Source organism: Planktothrix rubescens CCAP 1459/22 (assembly GCA_904830895.1).
Taxonomy (GTDB): domain Bacteria; phylum Cyanobacteriota; class Cyanobacteriia; order Cyanobacteriales; family Microcoleaceae; genus Planktothrix; species Planktothrix agardhii.
Genome location: LR882958.1, coordinates 1780355 through 1805107, shown reverse-complemented (window position 1 = coordinate 1805107; position 24753 = coordinate 1780355). Strand labels below are relative to the sequence as shown.

At 39.2% G+C, this 24753-nt stretch carries 24 protein-coding genes; 11 read left to right on the top strand and 13 right to left on the bottom strand.

Annotated features, from left to right (window positions below):
* Positions 1–5: 5 nt before the first annotated feature.
* Both cas10d and cas3 read right to left on the bottom strand, forming a co-directional pair.
* Positions 6–2963, bottom strand: a complete 2958-nt coding sequence (gene cas10d, locus NMG86_RS08475) for a type I-D CRISPR-associated protein Cas10d/Csc3 (RefSeq protein ID WP_043938760.1) — start codon at positions 2961–2963, stop codon at positions 6–8.
* Positions 2964–2967: 4 nt separating this feature from the next.
* The gene (gene cas3 / locus NMG86_RS08470; RefSeq protein ID WP_026797436.1) at positions 2968–5094 is read right to left on the bottom strand and encodes a type I-D CRISPR-associated helicase Cas3'; all 2127 of its coding nucleotides are present in this window, start codon (positions 5092–5094) and stop codon (positions 2968–2970) included.
* Between the two features lie 90 nt (positions 5095–5184).
* Between cas3 and NMG86_RS08465 the strand changes: the two genes are divergently transcribed.
* Both NMG86_RS08465 and NMG86_RS08460 read left to right on the top strand, forming a co-directional pair.
* Positions 5185–6027, top strand: a complete 843-nt coding sequence (locus tag NMG86_RS08465; protein ID WP_026787350.1) for a helix-turn-helix transcriptional regulator — start codon at positions 5185–5187, stop codon at positions 6025–6027.
* Between the two features lie 294 nt (positions 6028–6321).
* A complete protein-coding gene (locus NMG86_RS08460) occupies positions 6322–6942 on the top strand; it encodes a Uma2 family endonuclease (protein WP_026787351.1) in 621 nt (206 codons plus the stop codon).
* Positions 6943–7063: 121 nt separating this feature from the next.
* Here NMG86_RS08460 and NMG86_RS08455 read toward each other — a convergent pair whose 3' ends face one another.
* Positions 7064–7297: a Uma2 family endonuclease gene (locus NMG86_RS08455; protein ID WP_026797435.1), complete on the bottom strand. Its 234-nt coding sequence runs from the start codon at positions 7295–7297 to the stop codon at positions 7064–7066.
* A 141-nt stretch (positions 7298–7438) separates the two neighbouring features.
* Between NMG86_RS08455 and hisA the strand changes: the two genes are divergently transcribed.
* Positions 7439–8212 carry a 1-(5-phosphoribosyl)-5-[(5-phosphoribosylamino)methylideneamino]imidazole-4-carboxamide isomerase gene (hisA, locus tag NMG86_RS08450; protein WP_026787353.1) on the top strand — a complete coding sequence of 258 codons (774 nt, stop codon included), beginning with the start codon at positions 7439–7441 and terminating at the stop codon, positions 8210–8212.
* A 33-nt stretch (positions 8213–8245) separates the two neighbouring features.
* On the opposite strand, the gene NMG86_RS08445 is transcribed toward hisA, so the two are convergent.
* The 3 genes from NMG86_RS08445 to NMG86_RS08435 all read right to left on the bottom strand — a co-directional run bounded on the left by NMG86_RS08445 (position 8246) and on the right by NMG86_RS08435 (position 10733).
* Positions 8246–8554, bottom strand: a complete 309-nt coding sequence (locus tag NMG86_RS08445; protein WP_026787354.1) for an EAL domain-containing protein — start codon at positions 8552–8554, stop codon at positions 8246–8248.
* On the bottom strand, positions 8532–9194 hold the full coding sequence (locus NMG86_RS08440; RefSeq protein WP_026787355.1) for a response regulator: 663 nt from the start codon (positions 9192–9194) through the stop codon (positions 8532–8534). The genes NMG86_RS08445 and NMG86_RS08440 overlap by 23 nt, the downstream gene beginning before the upstream one ends.
* A 354-nt stretch (positions 9195–9548) precedes the next feature.
* On the bottom strand, positions 9549–10733 hold the full coding sequence (locus NMG86_RS08435; RefSeq protein ID WP_026787356.1) for an NAD(P)/FAD-dependent oxidoreductase: 1185 nt from the start codon (positions 10731–10733) through the stop codon (positions 9549–9551).
* Positions 10734–10971: 238 nt separating this feature from the next.
* Here NMG86_RS08435 and NMG86_RS08430 point away from each other — a divergent pair, with 238 nt between their 5' ends.
* On the top strand, positions 10972–11580 hold the full coding sequence (locus tag NMG86_RS08430) for a cytochrome b/b6 domain-containing protein (protein WP_026787357.1): 609 nt from the start codon (positions 10972–10974) through the stop codon (positions 11578–11580).
* Positions 11581–11675: 95 nt separating this feature from the next.
* Here NMG86_RS08430 and NMG86_RS08425 read toward each other — a convergent pair whose 3' ends face one another.
* Both NMG86_RS08425 and NMG86_RS08420 read right to left on the bottom strand, forming a co-directional pair.
* Entirely contained in the window at positions 11676–12371 is a 696-nt protein-coding gene (locus NMG86_RS08425) for a Mo-dependent nitrogenase C-terminal domain-containing protein (protein WP_026797434.1), read from the bottom strand.
* A 160-nt stretch (positions 12372–12531) separates the two neighbouring features.
* Positions 12532–12831, bottom strand: coding sequence for a 30S ribosomal protein PSRP-3 (locus NMG86_RS08420; protein WP_026787359.1), 300 nt, complete (start codon positions 12829–12831; stop codon positions 12532–12534).
* A 172-nt stretch (positions 12832–13003) separates the two neighbouring features.
* Here NMG86_RS08420 and NMG86_RS08415 point away from each other — a divergent pair, with 172 nt between their 5' ends.
* Both NMG86_RS08415 and NMG86_RS08410 read left to right on the top strand, forming a co-directional pair.
* A complete protein-coding gene (locus NMG86_RS08415) occupies positions 13004–13789 on the top strand; it encodes a TIGR01548 family HAD-type hydrolase (protein ID WP_026797433.1) in 786 nt (261 codons plus the stop codon).
* 43 nt (positions 13790–13832) lie between these two features.
* Entirely contained in the window at positions 13833–15080 is a 1248-nt protein-coding gene (locus tag NMG86_RS08410) for a glycosyltransferase family protein (RefSeq protein ID WP_026797432.1), read from the top strand.
* 13 nt (positions 15081–15093) lie between these two features.
* Here the strand turns inward: NMG86_RS08410 and NMG86_RS08405 are convergent, their stop codons facing one another.
* Both NMG86_RS08405 and NMG86_RS08400 read right to left on the bottom strand, forming a co-directional pair.
* Positions 15094–16023 carry a 2-hydroxyacid dehydrogenase gene (locus tag NMG86_RS08405; RefSeq protein WP_026797431.1) on the bottom strand — a complete coding sequence of 310 codons (930 nt, stop codon included), beginning with the start codon at positions 16021–16023 and terminating at the stop codon, positions 15094–15096.
* Positions 16024–16035: 12 nt separating this feature from the next.
* Positions 16036–16656 carry a Uma2 family endonuclease gene (locus NMG86_RS08400; RefSeq protein ID WP_026793536.1) on the bottom strand — a complete coding sequence of 207 codons (621 nt, stop codon included), beginning with the start codon at positions 16654–16656 and terminating at the stop codon, positions 16036–16038.
* Between the two features lie 141 nt (positions 16657–16797).
* Between NMG86_RS08400 and NMG86_RS08395 the strand changes: the two genes are divergently transcribed.
* Both NMG86_RS08395 and NMG86_RS08390 read left to right on the top strand, forming a co-directional pair.
* Entirely contained in the window at positions 16798–17118 is a 321-nt protein-coding gene (locus tag NMG86_RS08395; protein WP_026797430.1) for a hypothetical protein, read from the top strand.
* 33 nt (positions 17119–17151) lie between these two features.
* A complete protein-coding gene (locus NMG86_RS08390; protein ID WP_026793534.1) occupies positions 17152–18114 on the top strand; it encodes an Npun_F2552 family protein in 963 nt (320 codons plus the stop codon).
* A 1-nt stretch (position 18115) separates the two neighbouring features.
* Here NMG86_RS08390 and mdh read toward each other — a convergent pair whose 3' ends face one another.
* Together mdh and NMG86_RS08380 are read right to left on the bottom strand one after the other, a co-directional pair.
* Positions 18116–19084, bottom strand: a complete 969-nt coding sequence (gene mdh / locus NMG86_RS08385; RefSeq protein WP_026797429.1) for a malate dehydrogenase — start codon at positions 19082–19084, stop codon at positions 18116–18118.
* A 305-nt stretch (positions 19085–19389) separates the two neighbouring features.
* Positions 19390–19602, bottom strand: coding sequence for an NAD(P)H-quinone oxidoreductase subunit O (locus NMG86_RS08380; RefSeq protein WP_026787367.1), 213 nt, complete (start codon positions 19600–19602; stop codon positions 19390–19392).
* Positions 19603–19944: 342 nt separating this feature from the next.
* Between NMG86_RS08380 and ndhL the strand changes: the two genes are divergently transcribed.
* The 3 genes from ndhL to trpA all read left to right on the top strand — a co-directional run bounded on the left by ndhL (position 19945) and on the right by trpA (position 21346).
* Positions 19945–20163, top strand: a complete 219-nt coding sequence (gene ndhL / locus NMG86_RS08375) for an NAD(P)H-quinone oxidoreductase subunit L (RefSeq protein WP_036842436.1) — start codon at positions 19945–19947, stop codon at positions 20161–20163.
* Positions 20163–20468 (top strand): DUF3007 family protein, encoded by a 306-nt coding sequence (locus NMG86_RS08370; protein WP_026797428.1) that lies wholly within the window; start codon positions 20163–20165, stop codon positions 20466–20468. Before ndhL ends, NMG86_RS08370 begins: the two co-directional genes overlap by 1 nt.
* 74 nt (positions 20469–20542) lie before the next feature.
* Positions 20543–21346: a tryptophan synthase subunit alpha gene (gene trpA / locus NMG86_RS08365; RefSeq protein ID WP_026793530.1), complete on the top strand. Its 804-nt coding sequence runs from the start codon at positions 20543–20545 to the stop codon at positions 21344–21346.
* Between the two features lie 472 nt (positions 21347–21818).
* On the opposite strand, the gene NMG86_RS08360 is transcribed toward trpA, so the two are convergent.
* Positions 21819–24407 (bottom strand): CHAT domain-containing protein, encoded by a 2589-nt coding sequence (locus NMG86_RS08360; RefSeq protein WP_498604475.1) that lies wholly within the window; start codon positions 24405–24407, stop codon positions 21819–21821.
* Positions 24408–24753 lie beyond the last annotated feature (346 nt).

Sequence of the window (24753 nt, the reverse complement as noted above, 5' to 3'; positions counted from 1 at the left end):
TGGGTTTAAGATTGTTGTTGTTTGTCTTGCAATGCCAACCAACGGTAGGCAAATTCCGCCCCCGCTTTGATGCGGTTCCGGTTTTCTTGAAGTAGGGCGCGATCGCCTTTATATTGCTTCAAAAAAACCTCCTCCACAAAGGTCTTCATAAACCCATGAATGGCTTCAAGTTCCTGTTGTTGACGCTGGGCATAATCCACAGATTTATCTTTAATCAAGGGACGTTTATAGACTTCTTGACGATCCAAAGCATCGCGCAATTGTCCAGCACCTTGAAAGATTAAATCCTGGGGATCAAGATCATTGGGACTCGATAAAATCACCTCCAAAGCTTTAGTCATAGGTAACAAAATTGAATGGCTAGAATCTTTGATATCGACTTGATAGAACTTGCGATATTTTTCGACTAAATCTTTGGTAAACTCCATGGTTTTCTCCATAACATCATCTCCTTTTGACCAAATTTGAGCAAACTGCCAATAGCGATCAATTTCATTGCCATAAGGTTCTCGTTTATCACGCCGAAATCCCTCATTAGCGATCGCAAAAATATTCAACACATTCGTGGCTAAATCCCTCACTGTGCCATTAAACGCTTGCCAACGGGCATCGGGTTTAGCACTCCGATTATCTAAATGAATGCTATAGGCAATTAACAAGCGTTTTAAGGCCGTTTCCAAGCCATCTAAACGAATAGATGAATCTAAACTGAGCAGATTCCAAAACCCAGCAATTCCGTCTAATTTAACGGTTTCCAGAAACTCTTGATCACTGGTATAAAGAGGATCGGGACTGGTGGTAGCTACGACTTTTACACCTAAAAGCCTGGGCAAAGCTAGGGCTAAAAAAGCAGGTTCTATCCAAGCATCCGTTACGGTTTTTCCCATGGGTGTTGTGTAATTAATCGCCATAAATGGCAGGTCTTGAACCGAATATTGATGCTTTCCAAACCTTCCTGCTTCCACTTCATCTTGATCTTGCCAAGCTAAGGTTTGTAAGCCGTCAATTTGCAAATTAGCATCAATCCAATGTTTACGAACCTCCCAAAGATTCATTCTTTTAATTAAAGTATTCGTTAATACTTTCACCGCTTTAGCGGTTTGGGGTGAGTAAACATAGGCAGGGAAAATATACAGAAAAACAGGTTGTTTATCTTCTAGTTTTCCCGCCGGGGCAGACCAATAAGCCTGCCGTAATAACATTTCTAAAGCCCATATTTTTGAGATTCCTCGTTTAATTCTACCTCCTCCTAACGCATTTTTATTACTATATTGTTGGGGTTTAAACAACACTACTGAATCCAGTTGATCTTCGGCGGAAAATTCCCCAGAACTTAATGAACAAATCGGTTGATTTGTAACTTTTGCCTCGGTATAAGCCGTTAGTTCATTAGGGAATTTATGGGGTAATGCTGTTAACCCCCAAATCTCTAAATACTGCTCTAAATAATCGCCAAAGACTTCACGAGTTGGGCTACTTTGTTGTTTGAGTAACCCTTTTTCTTCTGCCCAAGTTGCTAGGCGATCGGCAAAAACAGTTAAAAATTCGGTGACTTGTTCTGAATCTAGGGTTAAATGATCAGCCATATAATGGGCTGCAACTCGATACCAACCATAATTAACCCCCCCGGATTGAATTGCTGTTTCTTCTGGGGAAATTTGGGTTTCTAAATTTAGCAGGGTTAGAACTTGGGGGGCGTATTCCCCAGAGGTTTCAAAAAATTGATTTTGAGTTAAAATCACAAATTCCGCCATCCGATCCGCCCGCAAATCCGCCGCTTTTAATAGTCTTTCTTTTTCAACTTGGGGAATGTCTAACTTTTCAATTCGCTTGGGAGTTGCCGGATTTTTAGCATTAGCAACTTTAACTTCTACAACATGGGGAAGTTGTCGAATTAGGTCTGCGGGACTGAATAATTCCAGGGTTTGGGGGGCAACTTTTAAGCCTTTCCCATCTCGGACAAACCCGATATCACCCCGACTAAAATATTCAGCTAGACCTCGAATATTTTTATCTTGATCCCCTTGAATAATATTCTGCCAAATAGCAGTTTCAATGGTTGTAAAATCGGGAATTTCAGGGTTTTTTGGAGCCAAATAAACTGTACCATGGGCAAAATATAATAGGGGTTCCCAGCCAATTTTTTCTACAAAACTAACCACGGCATTATGAATACGATTAGTTAGCAAACCCCGACAGTCCCGCAGGCGATGGTAGACTAATTTTTTCTCGATTTCTAACCAGTCTAAATGATCTTGTAGGCGATCGCCTCCCGTTTGAATTGCCACATCCGTCGGATCATTAAAATGCACTGCAATATCACCAAAAGCTAACAAGTGACGCAGGGGTAAATCTAAGCGCCGATCATCCTCAATTTGTACCTGAAAATCATCAATTTCCCAATTAGAAATGAACGTATTACTTCCCACTTTAAATTGAGTATTTTGAGCTAAATAGGCAATATCAAGTAAATACTCACGCCACTGATGCCAAAACCCATCAAAATTAAGTTTTTCTCCCCAGGTTTCACAGACTTGCAAAATTTGCCGAATTTCATGGGCTTTTGGAGATGTAGATGCTTCAGTTTGACCTTGAATAACTTTATTATAATCATGCAAGGTTATTCCTAAACATAATAGCCGTTTTTCTTCTTCGGAAAGTTGTAAATCATCGGGTAAATATTGACTCAAATTCCAAGCAGTTAACAAAGCATTCAGAACATGAACCTGTAAACCTTGATCGGCTCTATTTGACCACCGTTGGGCTTTTTCTTCGGCATGGCGATCGCCTTGTTTTTCTAATTTGTTTAAATGGCTTTTATAGGAACCTCCTAAAGCGGTAATTACTGAAAATTGTCGTTCCATTGCAGGGAGAATAATCTCAATATAGGAACGCAAAATCGGATCAGTATCTTCGGGTAAGGTTTCAATTAGTAAGGTTTGCAGAAGGGTGAATTTTTCCATGATTTTAAAAAATATAAGGTTGGGCGGTTTCGCAAGGTTTAAGTCGCCATTTCATCGCTTCTAAAAGCAGGGCATCTTGATTAAAAGCACAGGCGTAGGCAACACCATCGGCATCGGTTAAACGATATAATCCAAAGGTGGGATTAAGATGCAATTTGCGACTCACTTCCCAATGACTATAGGCTTGATTCCGGTTTACCGAAACAATAAATGCTAGTAATTTGCGTTTACGAAGACATTTTTCAACTTCGGCTTGGGGGTGTCCAACAATTGTAAGTTTATCGAGTAGAATTAACGTACATTGTTTGAGTTCTTCGGTGGTGCGATCGCATTCTAACTGCACCTCAAATCGTCGATCTGTCCATTGTTTTATTTTTAAGTAAACTTGGATATATTGATCGGGAAATTCCGTCGCTGGATGGTTGAATTTTTCAGCAGCTTCTATAAAAGTCTGAGCATCAATAATTTCTACTTCTGCATAGGGTAAAAGTCGTAATAAATCATAGGTATAAAACCGTGAACCCTCCCAAACCGCCGATTGTAGGTCTGACCCGCCTCGAAATCGTAATAATTCCTCCTGTACCGCCTCACCCGTTGGATTGTTATTTAATGCAAACCAATGACCCCGTTTTTTATCTAATTTTTCCCCATAAACTTGTCTTAAATCCTGACTCATATTCTGATAAATTTGCTCCATTAAGGCGGAATTTTCCCCGGTCATTTTTAACAGCATTCCTTGAGCTTGTAAGGCTCCCCAATAACTCCGATATTGCTCAAATTCCGTCGGGGGATTAAAAGCATCTTCAAGAATTTCTCTAAAATTTGTGCGATCAATTTCTTGTCCTGATGTTAATTTTTCAGCTAATCTGGCTTCAATCCAAGGAGCGCGACCGGGAAGTAATATATAAGCGTTGTAACTGGAAAAATTAGGGTGACGACCCAAACGACCTAACCTTTGAATACAAGTTGCAGAATCACTTGCCTCAAAAATAAGCAAATGAATTTTAAAATCTACTCCCACATCTACCGCCGATGTTCCTACTACTAAAACCGATTGTTCCGCATTTTTTAACTCCGTTTGGGTGATCGTTCTTTCCTGTCGATCAATTCGACCACTAATTTCTCGAACTTTGATTTGATCTTCGGGAAAAATTGCTTGTAATTCTCGAACAGCGCGACTAACTTGGGCGACGGAATTGAGAATAATTAACCCCCGTCCTCGACCTTCTGTTTCTAGCAACTTTCGGATCAGTTCCGCTTGTTCTTTCAACCAAGTTAAACTATCTGAATCTCGATCTAACTGCACAAATTTGAGTTCGACTGACTGCAAAATTTGCCGATATCCGGGTGTGGGTTGTGAAACATAATTTCCTGCTATTTTAGTCACTTGAAATCCCGCTTTTTCTAGGGTGTTAATAAAACTGGGTTTAGGGGTTGCAGAAGTGAATAAAAACTTCATCGGACGCTTACGCGGTCGGCTATAACGAATCAATAGCAAACTATTCAGAATAGCGGCTTCTTGATGCACTCCAAAAACATGAAATTCATCTGCAACATAGAGATCAGGATTTATCACTAAAGAGGTCAACCAGGTGTGATTAAAGCCTGGATTATAATAACGAAAGTGGGTAATTAAGTGGAAAATATCGGGGTTTGTTAGAATAACGGGTTTGCGTTGAATGACTTTTGATAATTCCTTAAATTTGTTACTTTTTTCGGCAATTTCTACCCGTCGGGCTAATTCCACGCCATACAAACTATCGACGCGCCGACTCCCATCTAAATTAAAATCTTGGCAATAATTTCTAACTTGTTTTTCCTGATCTGTGACTAATTCAATGGTCGGATATAGGGCAATTGTCCGAAATTTGGGATTAAGTAATCCCCCTAAGTAAGCCGCCAGGGATTTACCATCTCCGGTGGCTGAGGTGTTAAAAATAATCTCAGCCGGGCCATGCAGCACTTCGGCACAGGTTTTGACCTGGTGTACGGACAAAGGGCAGGAAATCTCTGGATTTTTGACAAAGTTCGGGGCCTGCTGTTTGACTTTGCACTCACCCCGACATCCCAATGGGCAGCCATCTACATCGGTATTTTGCTGAGAATATAAAGGAAGTAACGTAATTTTCACGATTTCCCCTAGAATAGTGACGGGTGGTTTATAGTTGTTAATAGACCGATTATGGCACAGCTTTATTAAATATGCAAGTATAAAATTAAAATGGCTCGAAAAAAAGAAACTATTACACTGTCTATTCCCCCGGGTACGAAGGAGCAATTAGAGGCGATCGCAGCTAAATTCCAGATTCTATGGGGCGATCGCCCTAGTATATCGGGCTTGTTAGTGGCGATCGCCCGTTCGGAATTGGAAGTCGGCGATCGCTTTACCCTGACTTCAGTACAAGTACAATCTTTAGAGAAAGGGACGAAAGCCCTGATTGATTCCGGTGACATTAGCGAAGCCCAAGCATTAATAGCCCTGCTCCTAGAACGGGGAAATCTGGCTTCCCCCCTCCGTCAGTCCTTTGTCCAACAGATCAGTCAATCCCTCCCGGCTTGGCGGGTGTTACTCGATCAGCAAATTGCCCGTCGTCAACCCTTTCGCCTTCTCTACCGAGATGCCCAAGGGCGAGATTGGATGTTTACCGTCCGTTATGCCCAAATTTGGCCCAGGGAAAAACGGCTATATTTGGAGATCTGGAGCGAGGAAACCGAGGGCAACCAGGATTTACCCGAACTGGCCCACAACCGTTCCCTGCGTTTGGATCGGATTACGGATCTGAATATTCTCCCTGGGGAGGGGACATGGCGAGAGCATTTAGATTCTGTCAAAGTGTACTTACACTTTAAGGGAGAACTGGCGAACAGCTACGAGTCAAAACAGGACGATCTCAGCAGCAGACGAGAGGGTGATATCCTGATAGTGGTGCGTCAGGTGTCGAATACCTTTTGGCTGATCCGCGAGATTTTGGCCTATCGCTCCCTGTGTGAAATTGTTGCTCCCGAGAGTGTGCGCGATCGCTTCAAACAAGAAGCGCAAGCCATCTGTCAACAATATGATTAGCAATTATACGGGTAGAAAGATAGATTCCTTTCACCCGTCGTACTTTTGTATTAGTTCCGATGTGGAAATGGGGTCTTCCATTGATAGGGAGACAGAACAATATCCCATTTCCAGAATTTTCCAGATTTTGTTTGCTCAGAAGGAACAATCTGCAAAGTTCCATAGGGATAATTCTGGGAATAGAAGAAAGCCCTGAAGGGCTTACTACGGGGATGATTATGCCTTAAAATGCTCAATATATCTAGCATCAATTACACTAGAATTATAGCCTTTATAAATTGCTAAGAAAATCCTATGCAACTCACTGAACATCGTGCTGATCGCGTTGTTTTATACAATATTAGTTGGCAGCAATTTGAAAATCTCCTGATTGACTTAGGACAAACTCGCGCCGCTAGAATTGCCTATGATAACGGAACTTTTGAAATTATGACCCCCTTACCCGAACACGAATATTATAAGGAAGCAATCGGAATTTCTATTCAAGATATTGCCGAAGAATTAGACATCAATTATGAAAGTTATGGTTCAACAACTTGGAAACGGGAAGTGCGTTTAGCCGGAATAGAACCTGACAACTGCTTTTATTTTCAGAATGAAGCTAAAATTCGAGGCAGATTAGAGTTTAATTTGAATCAAGATCCCCCTCCAGATTTAGCCTTAGAAATTGATATGACCCATAAATCTTTAAATCGCTTTCCGATTTATGCTCGGTTGGGAATACCCGAAATTTGGTGTTACGATTCTGGCGAATTAAAAATTTACCAACTCCAACAGGAAACCTATGGAGAAGTAGAAACAAGTTCGGTATTTCCGATGCTGCGGGTGCAGGAAATTCCAACTATAATTGAGCAATATCGTCTTGATGGTAAGCTGGCAGTACGGCGGGCGATCAGAAATTGGGCAAGACAATGAAATCAAGCTTCCAATATCTGTTCCACCGTTAATACTAATTCGGGAAATATCTGGGAAACAATTCTTTCATTTCCTCTAAATTCTATCTGTTCATAGAATCCCTCCACTAAGGTTAAAATAGTTATTTTTTGCTCGTGACTCCAATCCCTGATAATATTTTCCAAGGTAAACTAAGCTGTTTAATTTGTGTCGTCAACACATCAGTTAAAAAACTAACGATAAACGCATGACGAAATGTGGGTGGATTCATCGGAATTAATTCTCCATCTTCCAACTCATAGCGGTTATCTGTGCCGTCATCATGGGTTAAATATTCCTCAAAAGTTAGTTGATTTTTAATGGTTGTTTGAATCATAGTTTTCCTTGCGGGTGAGTGGTTCTCTCCAAGTGGCGATCGCTTCAATTAACTGATTATTTTACTTCAAATGGTTTTTTTTGTGTAGCCTTATGTTTGAACCTGTGGGAAACTTAATATTGTCAATTATAAAGCTATCCGATGAATATTATTCCAGCCATTGATTTATTAGACGGACGCTGTGTACGTTTATATCAAGGAGATTATAACCAAGCTCAAACTTTTAATGAAGATCCGATTGCAGTTGCTCAAGACTGGGTAGAACAAGGAGCAACCCGTCTACATTTAGTGGATTTAGATGGGGCAAAAACTGGACAACCAATTAATTATCACGTCATTGAAGCGATCGCTAATACCATTAATATTCCGGTGCAAGTCGGGGGAGGATTACGCAATCGAGATAACGTCGCTACCCTCTTGAATTTAGGCGTAGAACGGGCAATTTTAGGAACTGTTGCCGTTGAAAATCCGAAATTAATCGCGGAATTATGTGCAGAATTTCCGGGTCATATTGCGGTGGGAATTGATGCCAGAAATGGCAAAGTTGCGACAAAAGGATGGTTAGAAACCTCGGAAGTTTTAGCGACGGATTTAGCCGAACAAATGGCACAATTAGGGGTGGCTGCTATTATTTATACCGATATTCACCGGGACGGAACTATGACCGGGCCGAATCTGGAGGCGTTACGAGAAATTGCCAATATTGTTGCAATTCCAGTGATTGCTTCTGGGGGAGTCAGTTCAATTACGGATTTATTAAGTTTATTATCCCTAGAACCTTTAGGGGTAACGGATGTAATTGTCGGACGGGCTATCTATACCGGGGATATTAATTTAAAGGAAGCAATTCAAGCCGTCGGTCAAGGACGATGGCAAGATGTTCCACCTGATTTTGGTAACTCGACTTTTGCTTAAGATTTAGGGTTGAAATATTTTTACAGAACGGGTTTAGATCGGCGAGGCTTTAACCCGTTCTTGTTGCCATTTAAACGGAAAAAAATCGGCAATATATTGAGTGGCATCGGTGGTATTTAAGGATTTTGAAAATAGAAATCCCTGCCCCCATTCACAGCCTAATAATGATAGTTGATTCAGTTGAGATTTGGTTTCAATACCTTCAGCCACCACATCCATTCCTAATCCATGAGCCAAGGTAATAATAGTTCTAATTAATTCAATTTCTCCTTGATTTGAACCAATACGATTTACAAAGGAGCGATCAATTTTTAAGGTATCAATCGGATTTAGTCTGTTCAATTAAGGTTTTAAGCTGATTAAGACACAAAGATCGGTTCGGGAGTTCTGTTAGGGGATCATGATAGGCTTTGTAATGTAATTGTTGTTCTCGGTCTAATAAGTTTTTTTGGGCTTCTTGTAGTTCTTCTAAGGTAATTTGGAGTTGGGCGGTGCGTTCTTCTACTCGTTGTTCTAGTTCCAAATTTAGTTGATATAAGGATTGTTCTACTTGCTTTTTTTGATGAATTTCATGCTTTAATTGGGTATTTAAACTATGAAGTTTTAAGTGCAGATTAATCCTGGCTATAATTTCACTTTGATCAAAAGGTTTGGTAATATAATCTACGGCTCCTAATTTTAATCCTTTGACTTTCTCTTGGGATTGACTTAAGGCGGTTATAAAAATAATCGGGATTTGTGCATAGGTTGGATCAGCTTTCAAATAAGCGCAAATCTCAAATCCGTCCCAGTCCGAGAGCATGATATCCAATAGGATCAAATCTGGGATTTTTTGACTGATTATTTCCAGCCCTGTTTGTCCATTTAAAGCTGTCCAAACTTCAAAACCGGCATAATCAAGAAGCTCAGACAATAAATCAAGATTGATGGAATTATCATCAATAATTAAAATTCTGTTTCTGGGTTTTACCGAGGTATTCATAATAACTATACTCCTATGGGATATCATTCAACTCAGCCGGAATTTTGCTGAAAAAAGATATAAGTTTCAACGAGGTTTTGATTCAGCATTGATATGAAAAATTGAGGATGAAATTTTAGATCCTCAAAAGTTTCTAAGCTTTTTGTTGCGATGTCACTTGTGAGACTTCAGGGGGGATGGCTATAGAAAACCGTCAGATAGATGCACAGGATCAATATCAAAGGCAATTACGAGTTTTTTAATGATCCGATAGTTGACTTATGTTTACAGATCTTAATTAATTAGTTAACACACCCGGAGAATAAAAGCAAGAATTCTCAAAAATCATCCACCATTGAATCACACTTTCAACCGTTAGCGGGTGTTTGAGATCAAACGCCTGGGGGACAATTGTGTGATGATGGAATCGGGTTGTCCTGTGATCAAGTTGGCGAATCGTTTAGCTAACGGGGGAATAAACACTAAAGGATTACTAAACCCCGAAAACAAAAAGATTCGATCAAAATCTGCCACTGTACCAATTAAGGGTAGACTATCGGAACTAAAGGCTACTAAACAATCATAGCAAATTGCGGGTAAATTAGCTAAAGCGGGTAAAATTGTGGCGATTTCCTGACGAATTAATGCTTCACTTTCTCTGAGGTTTACAGTCGCATTAACATCACTTAAAGCCCGAGAAGGTTGACCGATTCTGATCCGACCATCGAGTAACTGGGCGGCACTTTTATCGATCATAAATGGGGTTAATTCATGACCGGGTTGTTCCCATAAAGGTTCTAATTCGGGTTGGGTGGCTTTGGCTTCGAGTTGGAAACGCTCCATCATCGCAGACATAACAATGGTTTGTAATTTTAAATCAACGGGTGGGGTTTCCAGAATTTCGGTATGAGTGAAATAAATCGGAACCGAAATTCCAGCATTTTTCAATAACTGACGAGTGAATCCCCCCGCACAAATTGCCACATTTTCAGCTTGATATTCTCCTAATCTTGTGATGATATTAACGGCTTGATTTTTCAGAGGATTAATTTGTAAAACTTGATCGATAATTTGGGTTCCCCCTAAATTTTTAAAGCTTTGAAGATATCCATTATTCAGATGTTCTGGGGAAATTTGACCATGACGAACGGTAAAGGCTCCACCGATACCATTAGGATTTAATAGGGGTTCTAATTCACAGGCTTCTTGAGTGGTAATTAACTCAGGGGGTGTGGCAAAATTGCGATATTTTTCAGCTATAATTTCTGGATCAATATCGAAATTAAAGGGTAAAATTAAATCTAATTCTCTTAACTCCGTATTTATCCCTAATTCTTGGGATAAAGTCTGGTGATATGTTTTTCCTTCTTCGCATAACGTTCGGGTGAGTTCCGTTGTCCCCGACCAATAAGCCAAGCCGCCGTAGCTATAGCGAGTTGCATTGTTTAAAAGAGGATTTGGATCTAATAAAAGTACCTTAAATCCTTTTTTAGCTAATTCATAACTGAGTGCAGAACCTGTAATTCCAGCCCCAACTACAATCCAATCATAAGAATTCATGGAATTTTTGCGATCGCGGTAAAATTTTTAGTATACTTACGGTCTACTATACAATAAATTCTCTATCTATACAATCTATTTAGTGCTTGCTATGTTGAATCAGATTAATTATTTTGTCTGGGAAATTCAAAAGTAAAATTGTTTATAATAAAATCAGTTTTTGCACTCAAACGGCAAGAATTATGATTCATAATTGATTCATAATTTCTTAACAATAAACCCAAATAAGGATCTTACTATGTCTAAGTCACAGCCCTATCAACCTTTATTTTTGAGAGTTTCCCACGCTTTAAATGCTTTTTTGGTTCTGGGTGCTTTCATTACTGGATTTTTGGTTTATGATAGTTATGATCGGCGTTTTGGTGGCTTAGGATTAACCGAAGAAAAGCGCAGTTTAATTGATATTCATGGAACTTTTGGATTTTTCTTGTTGTTTGTTTATTTTGTTTTTGCTGTCTACAGTTTAATTGCAGAAAGAAAAAAGTTAATTCAAGGAAATACTCTGCAAACATTAACTAAAATTAATAAACCCGCTTGGTGGTATACCTTACTTAGAATTAGTAATACTTTAGCTTTAATTGCTGTGGCATTGTCGGTGATTTCAGGCAAGTTTCAAGAAGAAGATTGGCTTCCAAATGGAGAATTTAATCACCCATGGTATTTTGTACATTTAATCGCTTGGGTGATAATTTTATTTTCGATTATGATTCATGTTTTAATGGCGATTAAAGTCGGAGGTATACCCTTAATTATTTCTATGTATAATACTCATTACAGACCCCAGGATCATCCTAAATTATGGTTGGGAAATGTTAGAAACTGGTTTTATCGGGTTTTAAATAAATAGGATCACAGATTTAAGAGGATTTCACGGATTTCACGGATTTTAATCTGTGTTAATTTGCGTAATCCTTTTAAATCAGTGATCCCCGTACTTATTACCTAACAATATTTAGAGATATCTTCATGACATTCATCTGCTAAATAACACAACGCCCGGAAGCGTAGTCCGGTGAATTGTTCATATAAAGGATTCAATTTGCACATCGGAGGAATATGAACAATTTTGCGTCCAAATATGATCAAATCTCGTTCAAAAGGACACTGAGGCGGAATCAATTTACAGACAGCATGAGCGACTTTAGAATCATGAATCTCTAAATCATCTAACCAATGTTTAACCGGGAAAAGAACATCAATATGATGATGGTCATGGGGGTTATGATCAATACAGATTTGGGGTAACTCCCCCGATTGAATTTGAGACAAATCTTGTAAGGTTTTTCGCAATGTATCTACGGCCTCAATTTTGAGGTTTAATGCTTGACAAAATTGATGTAATAAATCATCCTCACAAATAGAGTAAATTCCATCGGCTAAAGCCACCATTACAGCCGTTCTCAGGAAGTTTTCTGCTAGTTTAGGATTAGTTCCTAAAATAGCGCCTAATTCCTGGGGTGAAATGGGTTCTAAACTATCAACATCAGTCACAGCAACTAATTCATCATGGATTAACGCATCAATTAACTGATGTTCTTCCTCATCAAAATTTCCATCCGCCCAAGCCATGGTTAAAAGTCCACGCATCCACGCCAGACTTTGTTCCCTGGTGTATGAAATTTGGGATGTGCTAGTCATGTTTTCCTCCTTCCTGGGAAAATCTCCTATCCAATTATTTCCATGCTAACCGCAACTAGAATTTCTTTCACAAATTGCCCAGACGCAAAACCAACGCCGTTGCATTTGCTATGGCGTTGGAAATTTCACACAATCAAATAATTTCTCAAGCTCAAGGAGATCAACTGCTCCCCGTAAAGATAACTTCAGGAAATTTGGATTGAGCTTCGCTTATGGGGCGATTTCTGCCCTCTTCTTGCCAGTAATTGATCACTTCGGTTGCTTTATTCAGCAGTTCAACTTGATCGGGTTCAGAAATCCAATGTTTGGATTCCATTTCCGTTTTCAGTTCTTCCCAAGCATCGTTGCGGGGCCAGAAAAAGTAGGAGGTTAAAGGACTTGTTCCCTTACCTACCACTTGATCCACCGCCAGGGCCACATTCTCATCTAGCCAGAGAACTTTTAATACAAACCTTGACAATTACACCTCCCTTGTCTATCCTAAGCCCACAAAAAATATTACAATCCTCTATCTTATCATATCTTTCACCAAATCTTACATAATTTGTTCACTAAATTACTTCTAATCAAGATTTGCGTCGGTGTAGCCTTCGGGTGTAGCCTTGAGCATAGCGAAATTGAAGGTCAACGGGATGAAAACGGCTATTGTTGTTTTTGATATTGATGGTGTGATTCGGGATGTCGGAGGTTCCTATCGACGGGCGATCGCAGATACCGTAGAACAGTTTACCAGTTCCTACCGTCCCAGCATCACCGATATTGATGATCTCAAATCGGAAGGAATTTGGAATAATGATTGGGAAGCCTCTCAAGAATTAGTCTATCGTTACTGGGAAGCCCAGGGACAAAACCGCGCCCAGATTTCCCTCAACTATCAACACCTGGTTGATTTTTTCCAGTCCCGCTATCGTGGCCCAAATCCCGATGAATGGACAGGTTATATTACCTCTGAGCCCCTACTGTGCACCCCTAAATACTTTCAAGACTTGACAGAAAATAATATTTCCTGGGGTTTCTTTAGCGGGGCGATGCGGGATGAAGCCCTCTATGTTTTACAGGGTAAACTGAATTTAGGTGATCCCGTATTAAGGGCGATGGAAGATGTCCCCGGAAAACCTGACCCGACGGGACTTTTTGAAGCGATCGCCGAATTAGAAACCGCAGAAAATTCACTAACTCCGGTTTTTTATGTTGGGGATACGGTGGCTGATTTATACACAGTAACAAGAGCAAAACAACTCCAACCCGATCGCATTTGGGTCGGTGTGGGGATACTTCCGCCCCATATTCAACAGGCTGATCCAGAACGTCGTCAAGCCTATCAACATAACTTAGAAACCGCCGGAGCAACAATAGTATTAAGTCATTTAGAAGCATTAACCCCAACAATAATTCAGCAATTAATACCTTATAAATAATCCCGTTGTTGCGCTTGGGCGCACTCTTATTTTCTTATTTAATATGAAAAACACAATTGATATTGTCATCCTTTCTAATGGCCCAGGTGAAATCACAACTTGGGTATATCCGGTTGTTCAAGGATTACGAAAACAGCTACAAAATCAATCCTTTCAGGTGAGAATTTCCCTAATATTATCTCCTTGTCCTAATGCTACAGGAAATGAAGTTAATATTGCTAGTTCTTACCCGGAAATTGATCGAATTCAAGGCGCGGAATATTTTTGGCAATTTTTGTTATTCGGAAAAACCGCAGCTAATTGGGACTGGTATCAAAAAGGTGTGGTTTTATTTTTAGGAGGAGATCAATTTTTTACTTTAGTAATTAGTAAAAGATTGGGATATCGGAGCGTTATTTATGCCGAATGGGAGGCGCGGTGGTGGCGTTATATTGATCGGTTTGGGGTGATGAAACCCAATATTTTAGATAATATTCCCCAACCCTATCAAGCTAAATTAGAAGTGATCGGAGATTTAATGGCAGATGTGACTTTATCAAGTTCTTCTGCTATTATTTCTGAGGATATTATAATTGGATTATTACCCGGTTCCAAAGCCTCAAAATTAACCCAAGGAATGGCATTAGCCTTAGCAATATCTGAATATTTGCATCAAAAACGTCCTGAAATTAGATTAGTTATTCCCGTTGCTCCTACCTTAGATTTACAAACCTTAGCCAAATTTGCCGATGCCGAATCCAATCCTATTATAGCACAATTTGGAGGAATTTCAGGAAAATTAAACTTAGGAAATCCGGCTTATTTGGAAACTCAAAATGGGGTTAAAATAGAACTTTATACCCAATTTCCCGCTTGTGATTTACTCTCAAAATGTCAGATATGTTTAACCACAGTGGGAGCAAATACCGCTCAATTAGGAGCCTTAGCTGTACCGATGATTGTGTTATTACCTACTCAACAATTAGATGCAATGCGGTCTTGGGATGGTATCCCCGGAATTTTAGCTAATTTACCAGGGTTTGGTGCTATTTTTGCTAAAATTATTAATAGATTAGTATTAAAACAGGGTAAATTATTTGCTTGGCCGAATATTTGGGCAAAACAGGAAATTGTTCCCGAATTAGTGGGGGAATTAAAAGCAGAAGATATCGGAAATTTAGTCTTAAATTATTTAGACCATCCCGAAAAATTAGAAGCAATGCGTCAGCGTTTACGACAAGTTAGAGGAAACCCCGGAGCCACCCAAAAATTAGCAAATATTGTGATAGAATTATTGTCAACGCTTGAATGAAGTTGTAGGGTTTTTAATATCCTTTAGATACATCAACCTGATTATTTAATTGTAATCCCTCTTGACTTTTTTGGACGGCTGCAATAATTTGGGGTGCTACACAAGCGGGAATAGTTTTAGCCGCAATATGAGGAGTTATAATAATTTGGGGATGTCTCCAAAAAGGATGATTTTCGGGTAAGGGCTCAATTGGAAAAACATCTAAACAAGCGCCGGAAAGTTGACCGGATGTTAACGCAGTTAATAGGTCTTCCTCAACTAAATGCTTACCCCTAGCTACATTAATTAAATAAGCTCCTTGGGGTAAAGCAGCAAAGGTGTTTTGATTTAAAATTCCTTCGGTTTCGGGTGTTAAGGGTAATAAACAAACTAAAACCGAACATTCACTTAAAAATAGATTTAATTGTGTTTCTCCCGAAAAACAATTAATATTATCTAAAATTTTAGGTGTCCGACTCCAACCTCGCACCGAAAACCCCAATATATTTAATTTTTGAGCAATATCTGAACCCAAAACCCCTAAACCTAAAATTCCTACGGTACAATTTTCCGTATTTCTAGGGGATAAACCTCGCCATAATTGTTGATTTTGTTGAATTTTATAGTCCGCAAATTGACGATGAAAGTGTAAAATTGCTGATATGATATATTCCGACATTTGGGAGGTTAAAGATTTATCTACTAACCGGACAATGGGAATATTAGCAGGTAAATTCCGATCTCGTAAAATATGATCTACACCCGCACCCGTTGAGATAATTACCTTTAAATTAGAGAATTTTTCAATAACTCCTAATGGGTGCATCCAAACTAAAACCGCGTCAATATCTGCTAAATTATCAAAATTGGGATAAACTTCGATTTTTAAATCGGGTTGATGGGTTTTAATTGCAGAAATCCAAACTTGAGTATCTTCAAATTCCCCTAATAATAAGAGAGTCATTTTTTTTATCCTCTAAATAGTTATTAACCATTTTTGAAATTCACGCCGAACAGAAACTCGACCCGATTTAATATTATGTTTAATAATTTGTGGCAAACTTTCTAATGCTATTTCAGGAAAAACTAAACTTCTAGGTGTTTGTTGATAATCTTCACCCTGTAACTGATAAATTTTCAGTTTATTTTGATCACAACGCCAAACTTCAGGAATGCCTAAACGAGCATACATTGAACGTCTGGATAGAGATTTTTGGGTTAAATCAATTTCTAAGACTAAATCCGGGGGAGGATTTTCGGGTAAACTAATGGTTAATTGTTTCTCAATAGCAGATAGATTTTGAATATAAAAACAACTATCCACTTCTAAACTAATTTGTAAATCCGGTCGTTGCCATAATACCGAACCCAAACAACGATAATTAATGTTTTGTAAATCCAATAAAGCAATAATAAATTCTTCTAAAATTTCACGATATTCTTGATGTTCAAGTGAGGGGGTAATTAATTCTAAAGTTCCATTATCATAAGCAAGGAGCGTCTCGCCATTTTTTTGCCGTTTAAACAAAATCGTTTCTAAATCCTGCCAAGGGATATTTTTTAGGAGGATATTACCAGGATGAGAAGATTTAGACATTGCAGCCACAGGAAAACTATAGAATAATTTATGTGATTGTATCTGATCTTGGTACATCAATATAGACCAAAATGATCTAAAATAGGATAATCAAAATTTAATTATTTTGCGAAATCGTCCCATTTTAGGAGAAATTGACTTATGCCCAGAGGGTCTTTTGCACAATTGAACAACACCACGACAACACAAATCACCTTCTATTATGATAATGGTCATGAGGAATCTTTTAGCGTTCCGATTCCGCCTGTGGAATTAGTTCAGCAACTCCCTGAACTTTTGCATCAAGCTTGGCTGACCTTTCATCTAATTGATCAAACGGTAATGGTCAACATGGCTAAGGTAGATAAAGTGGAGTTAAAACCGCCAGTTCCAGAGTTACAAGGACAGGGAATTTTCCTAAATTCTCAACGGGTAACTGCCCTCCATCGAGGTGCGGTCGGTCGTTTAAAAATGGCTGAATAAAGTTATTAAATAACCCATAAAATTCGGTAATTTATGCCAACTGTATCTTTAATTCGGACTCATTCTTATCACCCTCAAATATTAGAAAAATCCCTGGAAACTTTACTCGAACCCATGGGAGGAATGACCGCTTTTGTGAAACCGGGCGATCGGGTTTTACTCAAACCCAATTTATTAACTGGAAGTCGTCCAACCAAAGAATGCGTCACGCGCCCGGAATTGGTGGCGGCGGTGGCTAAATCGGTGATTCAAGCGGGAGGAAAACCCTTTTTAGGGGATAGTCCTGCCTTTGGGAGTGCTTTAGGTGTTGCCCGCAAAAATGGTTATTTACCCTTAATTGAATCCTTGAATTTACCCATTATTGAATTTAAGGGAAAACGCTATGAAACTGTTGGCGAAGGCTTCGATCATTTACGGTTAAGTAAAGAAGCAATGGAAGCCGATGTGGTGATTAATTTACCTAAATTAAAATCCCATGTTCAATTAACCTTAACTATGGGGGTGAAAAATCTTTTTGGTTGTGTCCCCGGAAAAATGAAAGCCTGGTGGCATTTAGAAGCGGGAAAAGATGTTGATCGGTTTGGGGAAATGTTAGTAGAAACGGCTCGGACAATTAATCCCAATTTAACCATTTTAGATGCTATTATTGGTCATGAAGGTAATGGCCCCAGTAATGGAGAACCCAAGGAATTAGGGATTTTAGCCGCTTCTGATCATGTATTTTCCCTAGATAGAACTGTTGTTGATCTGCTTCAAGTTGATCCGAGTTGGGTTCCAACTATTATGGCGGCTCAACGATTAGGATTATGTCCCGAATTAACGGAGATTAATTATCCTTTATTAACTCCTAAAGAATTACAAATTTCCGATTGGAAATTACCCGCAGCTTTGGTTCCAATTGATTTTGGTTTACCTAGGGTTTTGAAATCTAGTTTCCGACACTTTTATATTCGTTGGATTAAGGAACCAATGGAAACCTATAGCAATTCTAAATGATCTATCCTAAAAATTCCAGAGCTTGATTAATTCCGGCTCTAACTGATGTGCTACATTCGATCAAAGATTGATGTTCAGATTCGGTTAAATCGAGTTCCAAAATCCGTTCTACTCCCCGACAACCTAACCAGGCGGGAACCCCCAGAAAAATATCGTTTAAGCCATATTCCCCTTGTAAATAAGAACAGGCGGGTAATAGTCTCAATTGTTGACGTAAAATTGATTCCACCATAATTCTAATCGAAGATGCCGGGGCAAAATAAGCTCCTCCTGTCTTTAATAATTGTACAATTTCTCCCCCGCCCTGACGGGTACGTTCGACAATTTTATTAATGGTTTTTTGATCAATTAATTCTGTAATTGGAATCCCATTAACAGTTGTATAACGGGGTAAAGGAACCATTAAATCCCCATGACTTCCTAATACGGTGGCATGAATATTCGCCATAGACATTCCTAATTCCATAGCGATAAACATTTGAAATCTCGATGAATCTAAAACCCCAGCCATGCCCATCACGCGATGGGGTTCAATCTTTGTTGCCTGCCAAGCAATATAAGTCATAATATCTAAGGGATTAGTCACAATAATAAATACTGCATCCGGGGAATATTGAATTGATTTTTGAGCCGCATCGACAACAATTTTGGCATTAATACTAATTAAATTATCCCGCTTCATCCCAGGAATTCGAGGCTTTCCGGCAGTTATAACAATAATATCTGAATTAGCAGTATCGCGATAATCATTTGTGCCAGTTATTTGTCGATCATGACCTTCCACCGAACCCGCTTGCATTAAATCTAAAGCAATTCCTTGAGGCACTCCTTCTAAAATATCCAATAAAACAACATTAGCAATATTTTGTTCAATAATACGCTGGGCGAGGGTACTTCCGACTTTTCCCGCCCCAATAATAGAAACCCGAGTTGAATGACAAGAAGGAGGAAAAAATGGAATCGATAACATAATAGGTAATAGGTAATAGGTAATAGGTAATAGGTAATAGGTAATAGGTAATAGGTAATAGGTAATAGGTAATAGGTAATAGGTAATAGGTAATAGGTAATAGGTAATAGGTAATGGGTAATATTATAGAAATCCGCACCTTCGAGATAGTAAGTACCTAAACAAAATTAATTACACATCCTCCACCCTGTTCCCTCCCCCCCTAGCCCCCCGGGGGCTGTTCCCTCTCTCAACTAGGTAATTTATTTTGTGTAACTACTTATTTCTTCAACTGATAACTGATAATGCGGATGCTTGATGACTGATTAAGCTGATTCTAATTGATCCAATCTTAACCAAATATTAGGGGTGGGAACTTGTCCAAATTTAATCAGGGCGTAGTCCCCCCGCAATTCCATGATTTCCCCTTTAGTTTCAAAAATATAAGCAGAAAATCGAGGATCACTAGCTTTTGCTTCTAAGCTGTTTTCTAACTTTTCCCGAACCGCGTGAACAAAATCACCTTTTTTAATGCCCATAACTCGTTAACTTCCCATGGTTATAAAATCTTACCCAATTTTAAGGGTTTATCGGGGTATCCGAGCAACCATTAGTGTCAACTTAAGGAAAAATATAGGAGGCGATCGCAACGGGATTAAAATCCAAATTTTTCTGACGGGGGATACATCCTAGTTAAGAGCCTGTGAAAAAAGAATCCACTCGGCTTTAGCCAGTGGAGGTTCAACGACGCGGAGAAACTGGGGAGAGGTCACACCCGTTTTTGGAAAAAATCAAACAGCCCTGTCCCGATTCCCTCCACTGGGTGCTATAGTTTAAAATTGTCTGATGTTAAGTGGCTGTTTATTTTTAAACCTGCAATTATGCTACTGATTACCCTATTACTCTACGCCGCTTTAGCGGGTGCTTATTTGTTAGTTCTTCCGGCTGCTTTATATGCCTATATGAATGCTCGTTGGTATGTAGTAAGTTCCTTTGAGCGAGCGTTTATGTACTTTTTAGTCTTCTTCTTTTTCCCTGGATTAATTCTTCTGGCTCCTTTTATAAATTTCCGTCCTCAACCTAGAAAAATTGCCAGCTAATGCGACGAATTGATGTTATTGCTATTGGAATGCTTGTCTTTTTGACAGGTGGATCGATCTACCTAATTTTACAATGGGTGGGTCTGAATAGCGTTGATGCTGGCATCTGGAGTCAAACGTTTTTAGTAGGTGGTTTATTTATTTGGTTACTCACTTATTTATTCCGAGTGGGAAGTCGAAATATGACCTATAACCAACAACTAAAAAACTATGAAGATGCCGTTTTACAAAAACGACTAGAAGAAATGACTCCAGAAGAACTGGCTCAACTTCAAGCGGAAGTCGAAGAAGAGAAAAACAAGTAAAAATTTTACTATTTTTTTCTTCTCTTGCTCTGCAATAATTGGATAATAAATTAGTCTATTTGAGTTTAATTTTAATGATTTCTGTTTCTCAATGCTTTGAAGCTTTAAGAACTTCGGATAAAAAAAACTGTGCTTTAATTCCGTTTATTACCGCCGGTGATCCGAACTTAGAAACAACGGCGAAAGCCTTACAAGTTCTGGATCAAAATGGAGCCGATTTAATCGAATTAGGAGTTCCTTATTCTGATCCGTTGGCAGATGGCCCAGTCATTCAAGCGGCTGCAACTCGCGCCTTACAAAAAGGAACTCGTTTAGATCAAGTATTAGAAATGGTGGCAACCGTTAGCCCAACGCTGAAAGCCCCCATTATTTTATTTACCTATTATAATCCCATTTTGCATCGAGGGATTAAACCCTTTTTAGAACAGATTTATCAAGCCGGAGCTAGGGGTTTAGTTGTCCCGGATTTACCTTTAGAAGAAGCAGAAACCTTACTACAACCCGCCCGTGAAATTGGCATAGAAGTCACGTTACTGGTAGCACCCACTAGCCCTAAAGAACGAATTGAATTAATCGCCCGTCAATCTCAAGGGTTTATTTATTTAGTCAGTGTCACTGGGGTCACAGGAATGCGATCGCAAGTTCAAACCCGTGTTGAAGATATCCTGAAGGAAATGCGGAGTCTTACAGATAAACCCATTGGAGTTGGGTTTGGGATTTCTCAACCCGAACAGGCTACCCAAATGCGAAATTGGGGTGCGGATGCGGTGATTGTTGGTAGTGCTTTTGTCAAACGATTAGCTCAAGGAACACCGGAACAAGCTTTAGCAGATATTGGTCAATTCTGTCAAGATCTAAAAACAGCTATCAGAAATTAGGCTACAAAACCAGGTTTGTAATTCACGGATCTGAGCGGTTAATTGAGGGGTTATGATGTTTTTTGAAGCTTAATGTAGCTTGTTCAACAATTTTTGTGTATAATTTCGCTAAGATGTGTTCCGATTAAACAAACACTGCGATCTACTTAATGTTTGAACTCTTGGCTTAATTTTTACGGGTTTCACAGAAAAAAGCAAGAACGCTGGAAGTATTGTGTTCCCATAAACACATTACCTCCAGCTCCTTGAAACCCTCGTAATGTGCCTTTCTGTTTTTTATTATTGCAAGCTGGCTTAGGGATTTCAAGAGGTCTTTTGCAATCACCCACTTTTTCTGGTAATGCAGTCTCTAAGTCTTGAGGGAAGGGGTTTTAAGCCATCAAGCGACCGAGCTTGACAGCAAATTACCAAAAGGCGGGTTCTCTCTTTAACCCTTCTCTGTGATTTTGAGTCAAATGATCTGGCAAAATAATTATTCAGCTTCACCAATTAAAGTAAACGCCGCCCAATAATAAGGATCAGGATATTGATTTTTCATCGTTAACATCGCTTGTCGTAACGCTTGGGCTTTGTTGGGTGTCGTCTGTAAGTTCTGATAAAATTGTACCATCAATTGAGAGGTTTTTCGATCATCTATAGCCCATAACGACATCACTAAACTCGGAACTCCTGCATTCAAAAACGAACGAGATAACCCAATCATCCCATCCCCGGTTAACTGTCCAAGTCCAGTGTCACAGGCACTTAAAACCACTAATTCTGCATTTAATTTTAAGTCAAAAATTTCATCCGCCGTTAATAATCCATCCTCCGAACCCCCAGGAGTTAACGCTACGCTACTATTTAAAGGTTGAATATTATCAACAATTCCGTGAGTAGCAAAATGAATAATTCGAGCAGTTTTCAAGCGTTCAACTACCGTTGATTCTGTTGCATTGGCTCCAATTAAAGCCGAAGTATTGAACATTTTAGCAATCTCAATCGCTTCTTTTTCAGCATAGCGAAGGGAAGCTAACGGTTGAGGTTCTTCCCCTGGACTCGTTGCAAGTTTCGGCATTTGTGGATTACCCACAATCACAATATCTTGGGCAGAAGAAGACAAATTTTGCCGTTGTTTGTGAGTCGTTTCTAACACAGTAATGGCAGGAGACATTACAATTGTATGTTTTTCAATTAAGAATTTTCCTTCCTCATCTACCAAAGCCGCAAAAGGTAGATAAAATAAAGCGTCTGTGGGAACAAAAATTACTCGTTCATCTGGGTTAGTCGGTAATAAATCTTCAATGGGTTTAATTAACAGTTGATGGAGTTCTTTTAACTCTCGATATTGAGGAGGAGTGCTTGTCAAATTAGAACGAGTTACAACATTAGAACTAGCTGAAGCGGTAATAAAATCACTTCTACAGGCATCATTACCAAAGCAACGCGCTGCGAAAATGAGACGACCTAGAGAAGTGTTTTGTTCTTGCCAAAGAAGTTTAAGATCGGTTTGTCTAAACTCAACTTCTCCAGTGGGCTTAATTACCCAAATATATAATTCTGACGCTAGGTATTGTTCTTTACCGTCTCGTGAAAATTGATCAAAAATCCTAGAATATTGAACAATTGTTGCATTTTGTTGTCGAGCAATGGCTTGGAGTTGGGCTAAAGAAACAACCGGAGAAAAGGGTTCTGAATTGGGGTTGAATCGTTGAGTTAATAACTCGACTAACGCTCTCCCCCGACCTCGTTCAGAAACTTCTAAAGCTGGCTCAGTTTTATTTTGAGCAATTAAAACTTGTTGAAGCAGATTATAGGAACTGCGTTGAGTGTCGGAAAGAGATACTTTATCGAGGTCGTCTTGAATTCCTTGTCGCAGAGATTCCCTGACTTCGAGACTAAAAAACAGATATTTTTCAGCTTCAGGAAAATTCTTCAATTTAAACAAAGCAAGACCCAAATTATTGAGAGCAAGTCCTTCTCCATTGCGATCGCCGATTTCACGGAAAATAGTTAAAGACTGTTGAAAAAACTCTATTGCTTTTTGATATTGTCCTAAGCGATTGTAAGCAAGACCCAAATTATTGAGAGCAAATCCTTCTCCATTGCGATTGCCGATTTCACGGGCAATAGTTAAAGACTGTTGATAAAACTCTATTGCTTTTTGATATTGTCCTAAGCTACGGTAAACAGAACCCAAATTATTGAGAGCATTTCCTTCTACATTGCGAGCGCCGATTTCACGGACAATAGTTAAAGACTGTTGAAAAAACTCAATTGCTTTTTGATATTGTCCTAAGCTACGGTAAACAGAACCCAAATTATTGAGAGCATTTCCTTCTACATTGCGAGCGCCGATTTCACGGACAATAGTTAAAGACTGTTGAAAAAACTCAATTGCTTTTTGATATTGTCCTAAGCGATTGTAAGCAAGACCCAAATTATTGAGAGCAAATCCTTCTCCATTGCGATTGCCGATTTCACGGAAAATAGTTAAAGACTGTTGATAAAACTCTATTGCTTTTTGATATTGTCCTAAGCTATTGTAAGCAATACCCAAATTACCGAGAGCAAATCCTTCTCCATTGCGATTGCCGATTTCACGGAAAATAGTTAAAGACTGTTGAAAAAACTCAATTGCTTTTTGATATTGTCCTAAGCGATTGTAAGCAATACCCAAATTACCGAGAGCAAATCCTTCTCCATTGCGATCGCCGATTTCACGGGTAATAGTTAAAGACTGTTGATAAAACTCAATTGCTTTTTGATATTGTCCTAAGTCACTGTAAGCAATACCCAAATTATTGAGAGCTTTTCCTTCTCCATTGCGATCGCCGATTTCACGATAAATGTTTAATGCAGTTTCTAAAGACTGAATTGCGGCTTGGTATTGGCTAGTTGTATTTTGTTGTCTTCCCTGCTCTAATAATCGGTCTGCTTCGGCTTTTCGTTCTGTAACCGTTTGGGCGAATACTCTATTACCCCTCTCAAATTTTTTCCCCAATAGGAGTGGAGAGGGAATTGTTAAGGTTAAACTGGTTAATAAAGTGAATAAAGCGATTAATCCTAGACGTGAGTTCATGGTACTGGGGTAGATACGTCGGGTATTAGTATCAATTTAACCTCGTTTTTGAGAATCGGCAAGATTTTTTGACAATTGTGATTCAGAGTTTATATGAAATTCCTAAATGTTTGCTACAAACCCCCCCTGTAGACCAGGGCTGTTTCATTCTGGAGACAGATTCCTGTGTGACCTCTCCCCCAACCCCTCTCCTGCAAGGAGAGGGGAGAAAAATTCCTAATATGAAATCTCTGAGAGATTTTAAAATATTAATTGCTCCCCCTTCCCTTGCAGGGAAGGGGGCTGGGGGGTTAGGTCACAGAGGTTTATAAAATCTTAAAGCCATCAAAACTCTTGTTGATGGCTT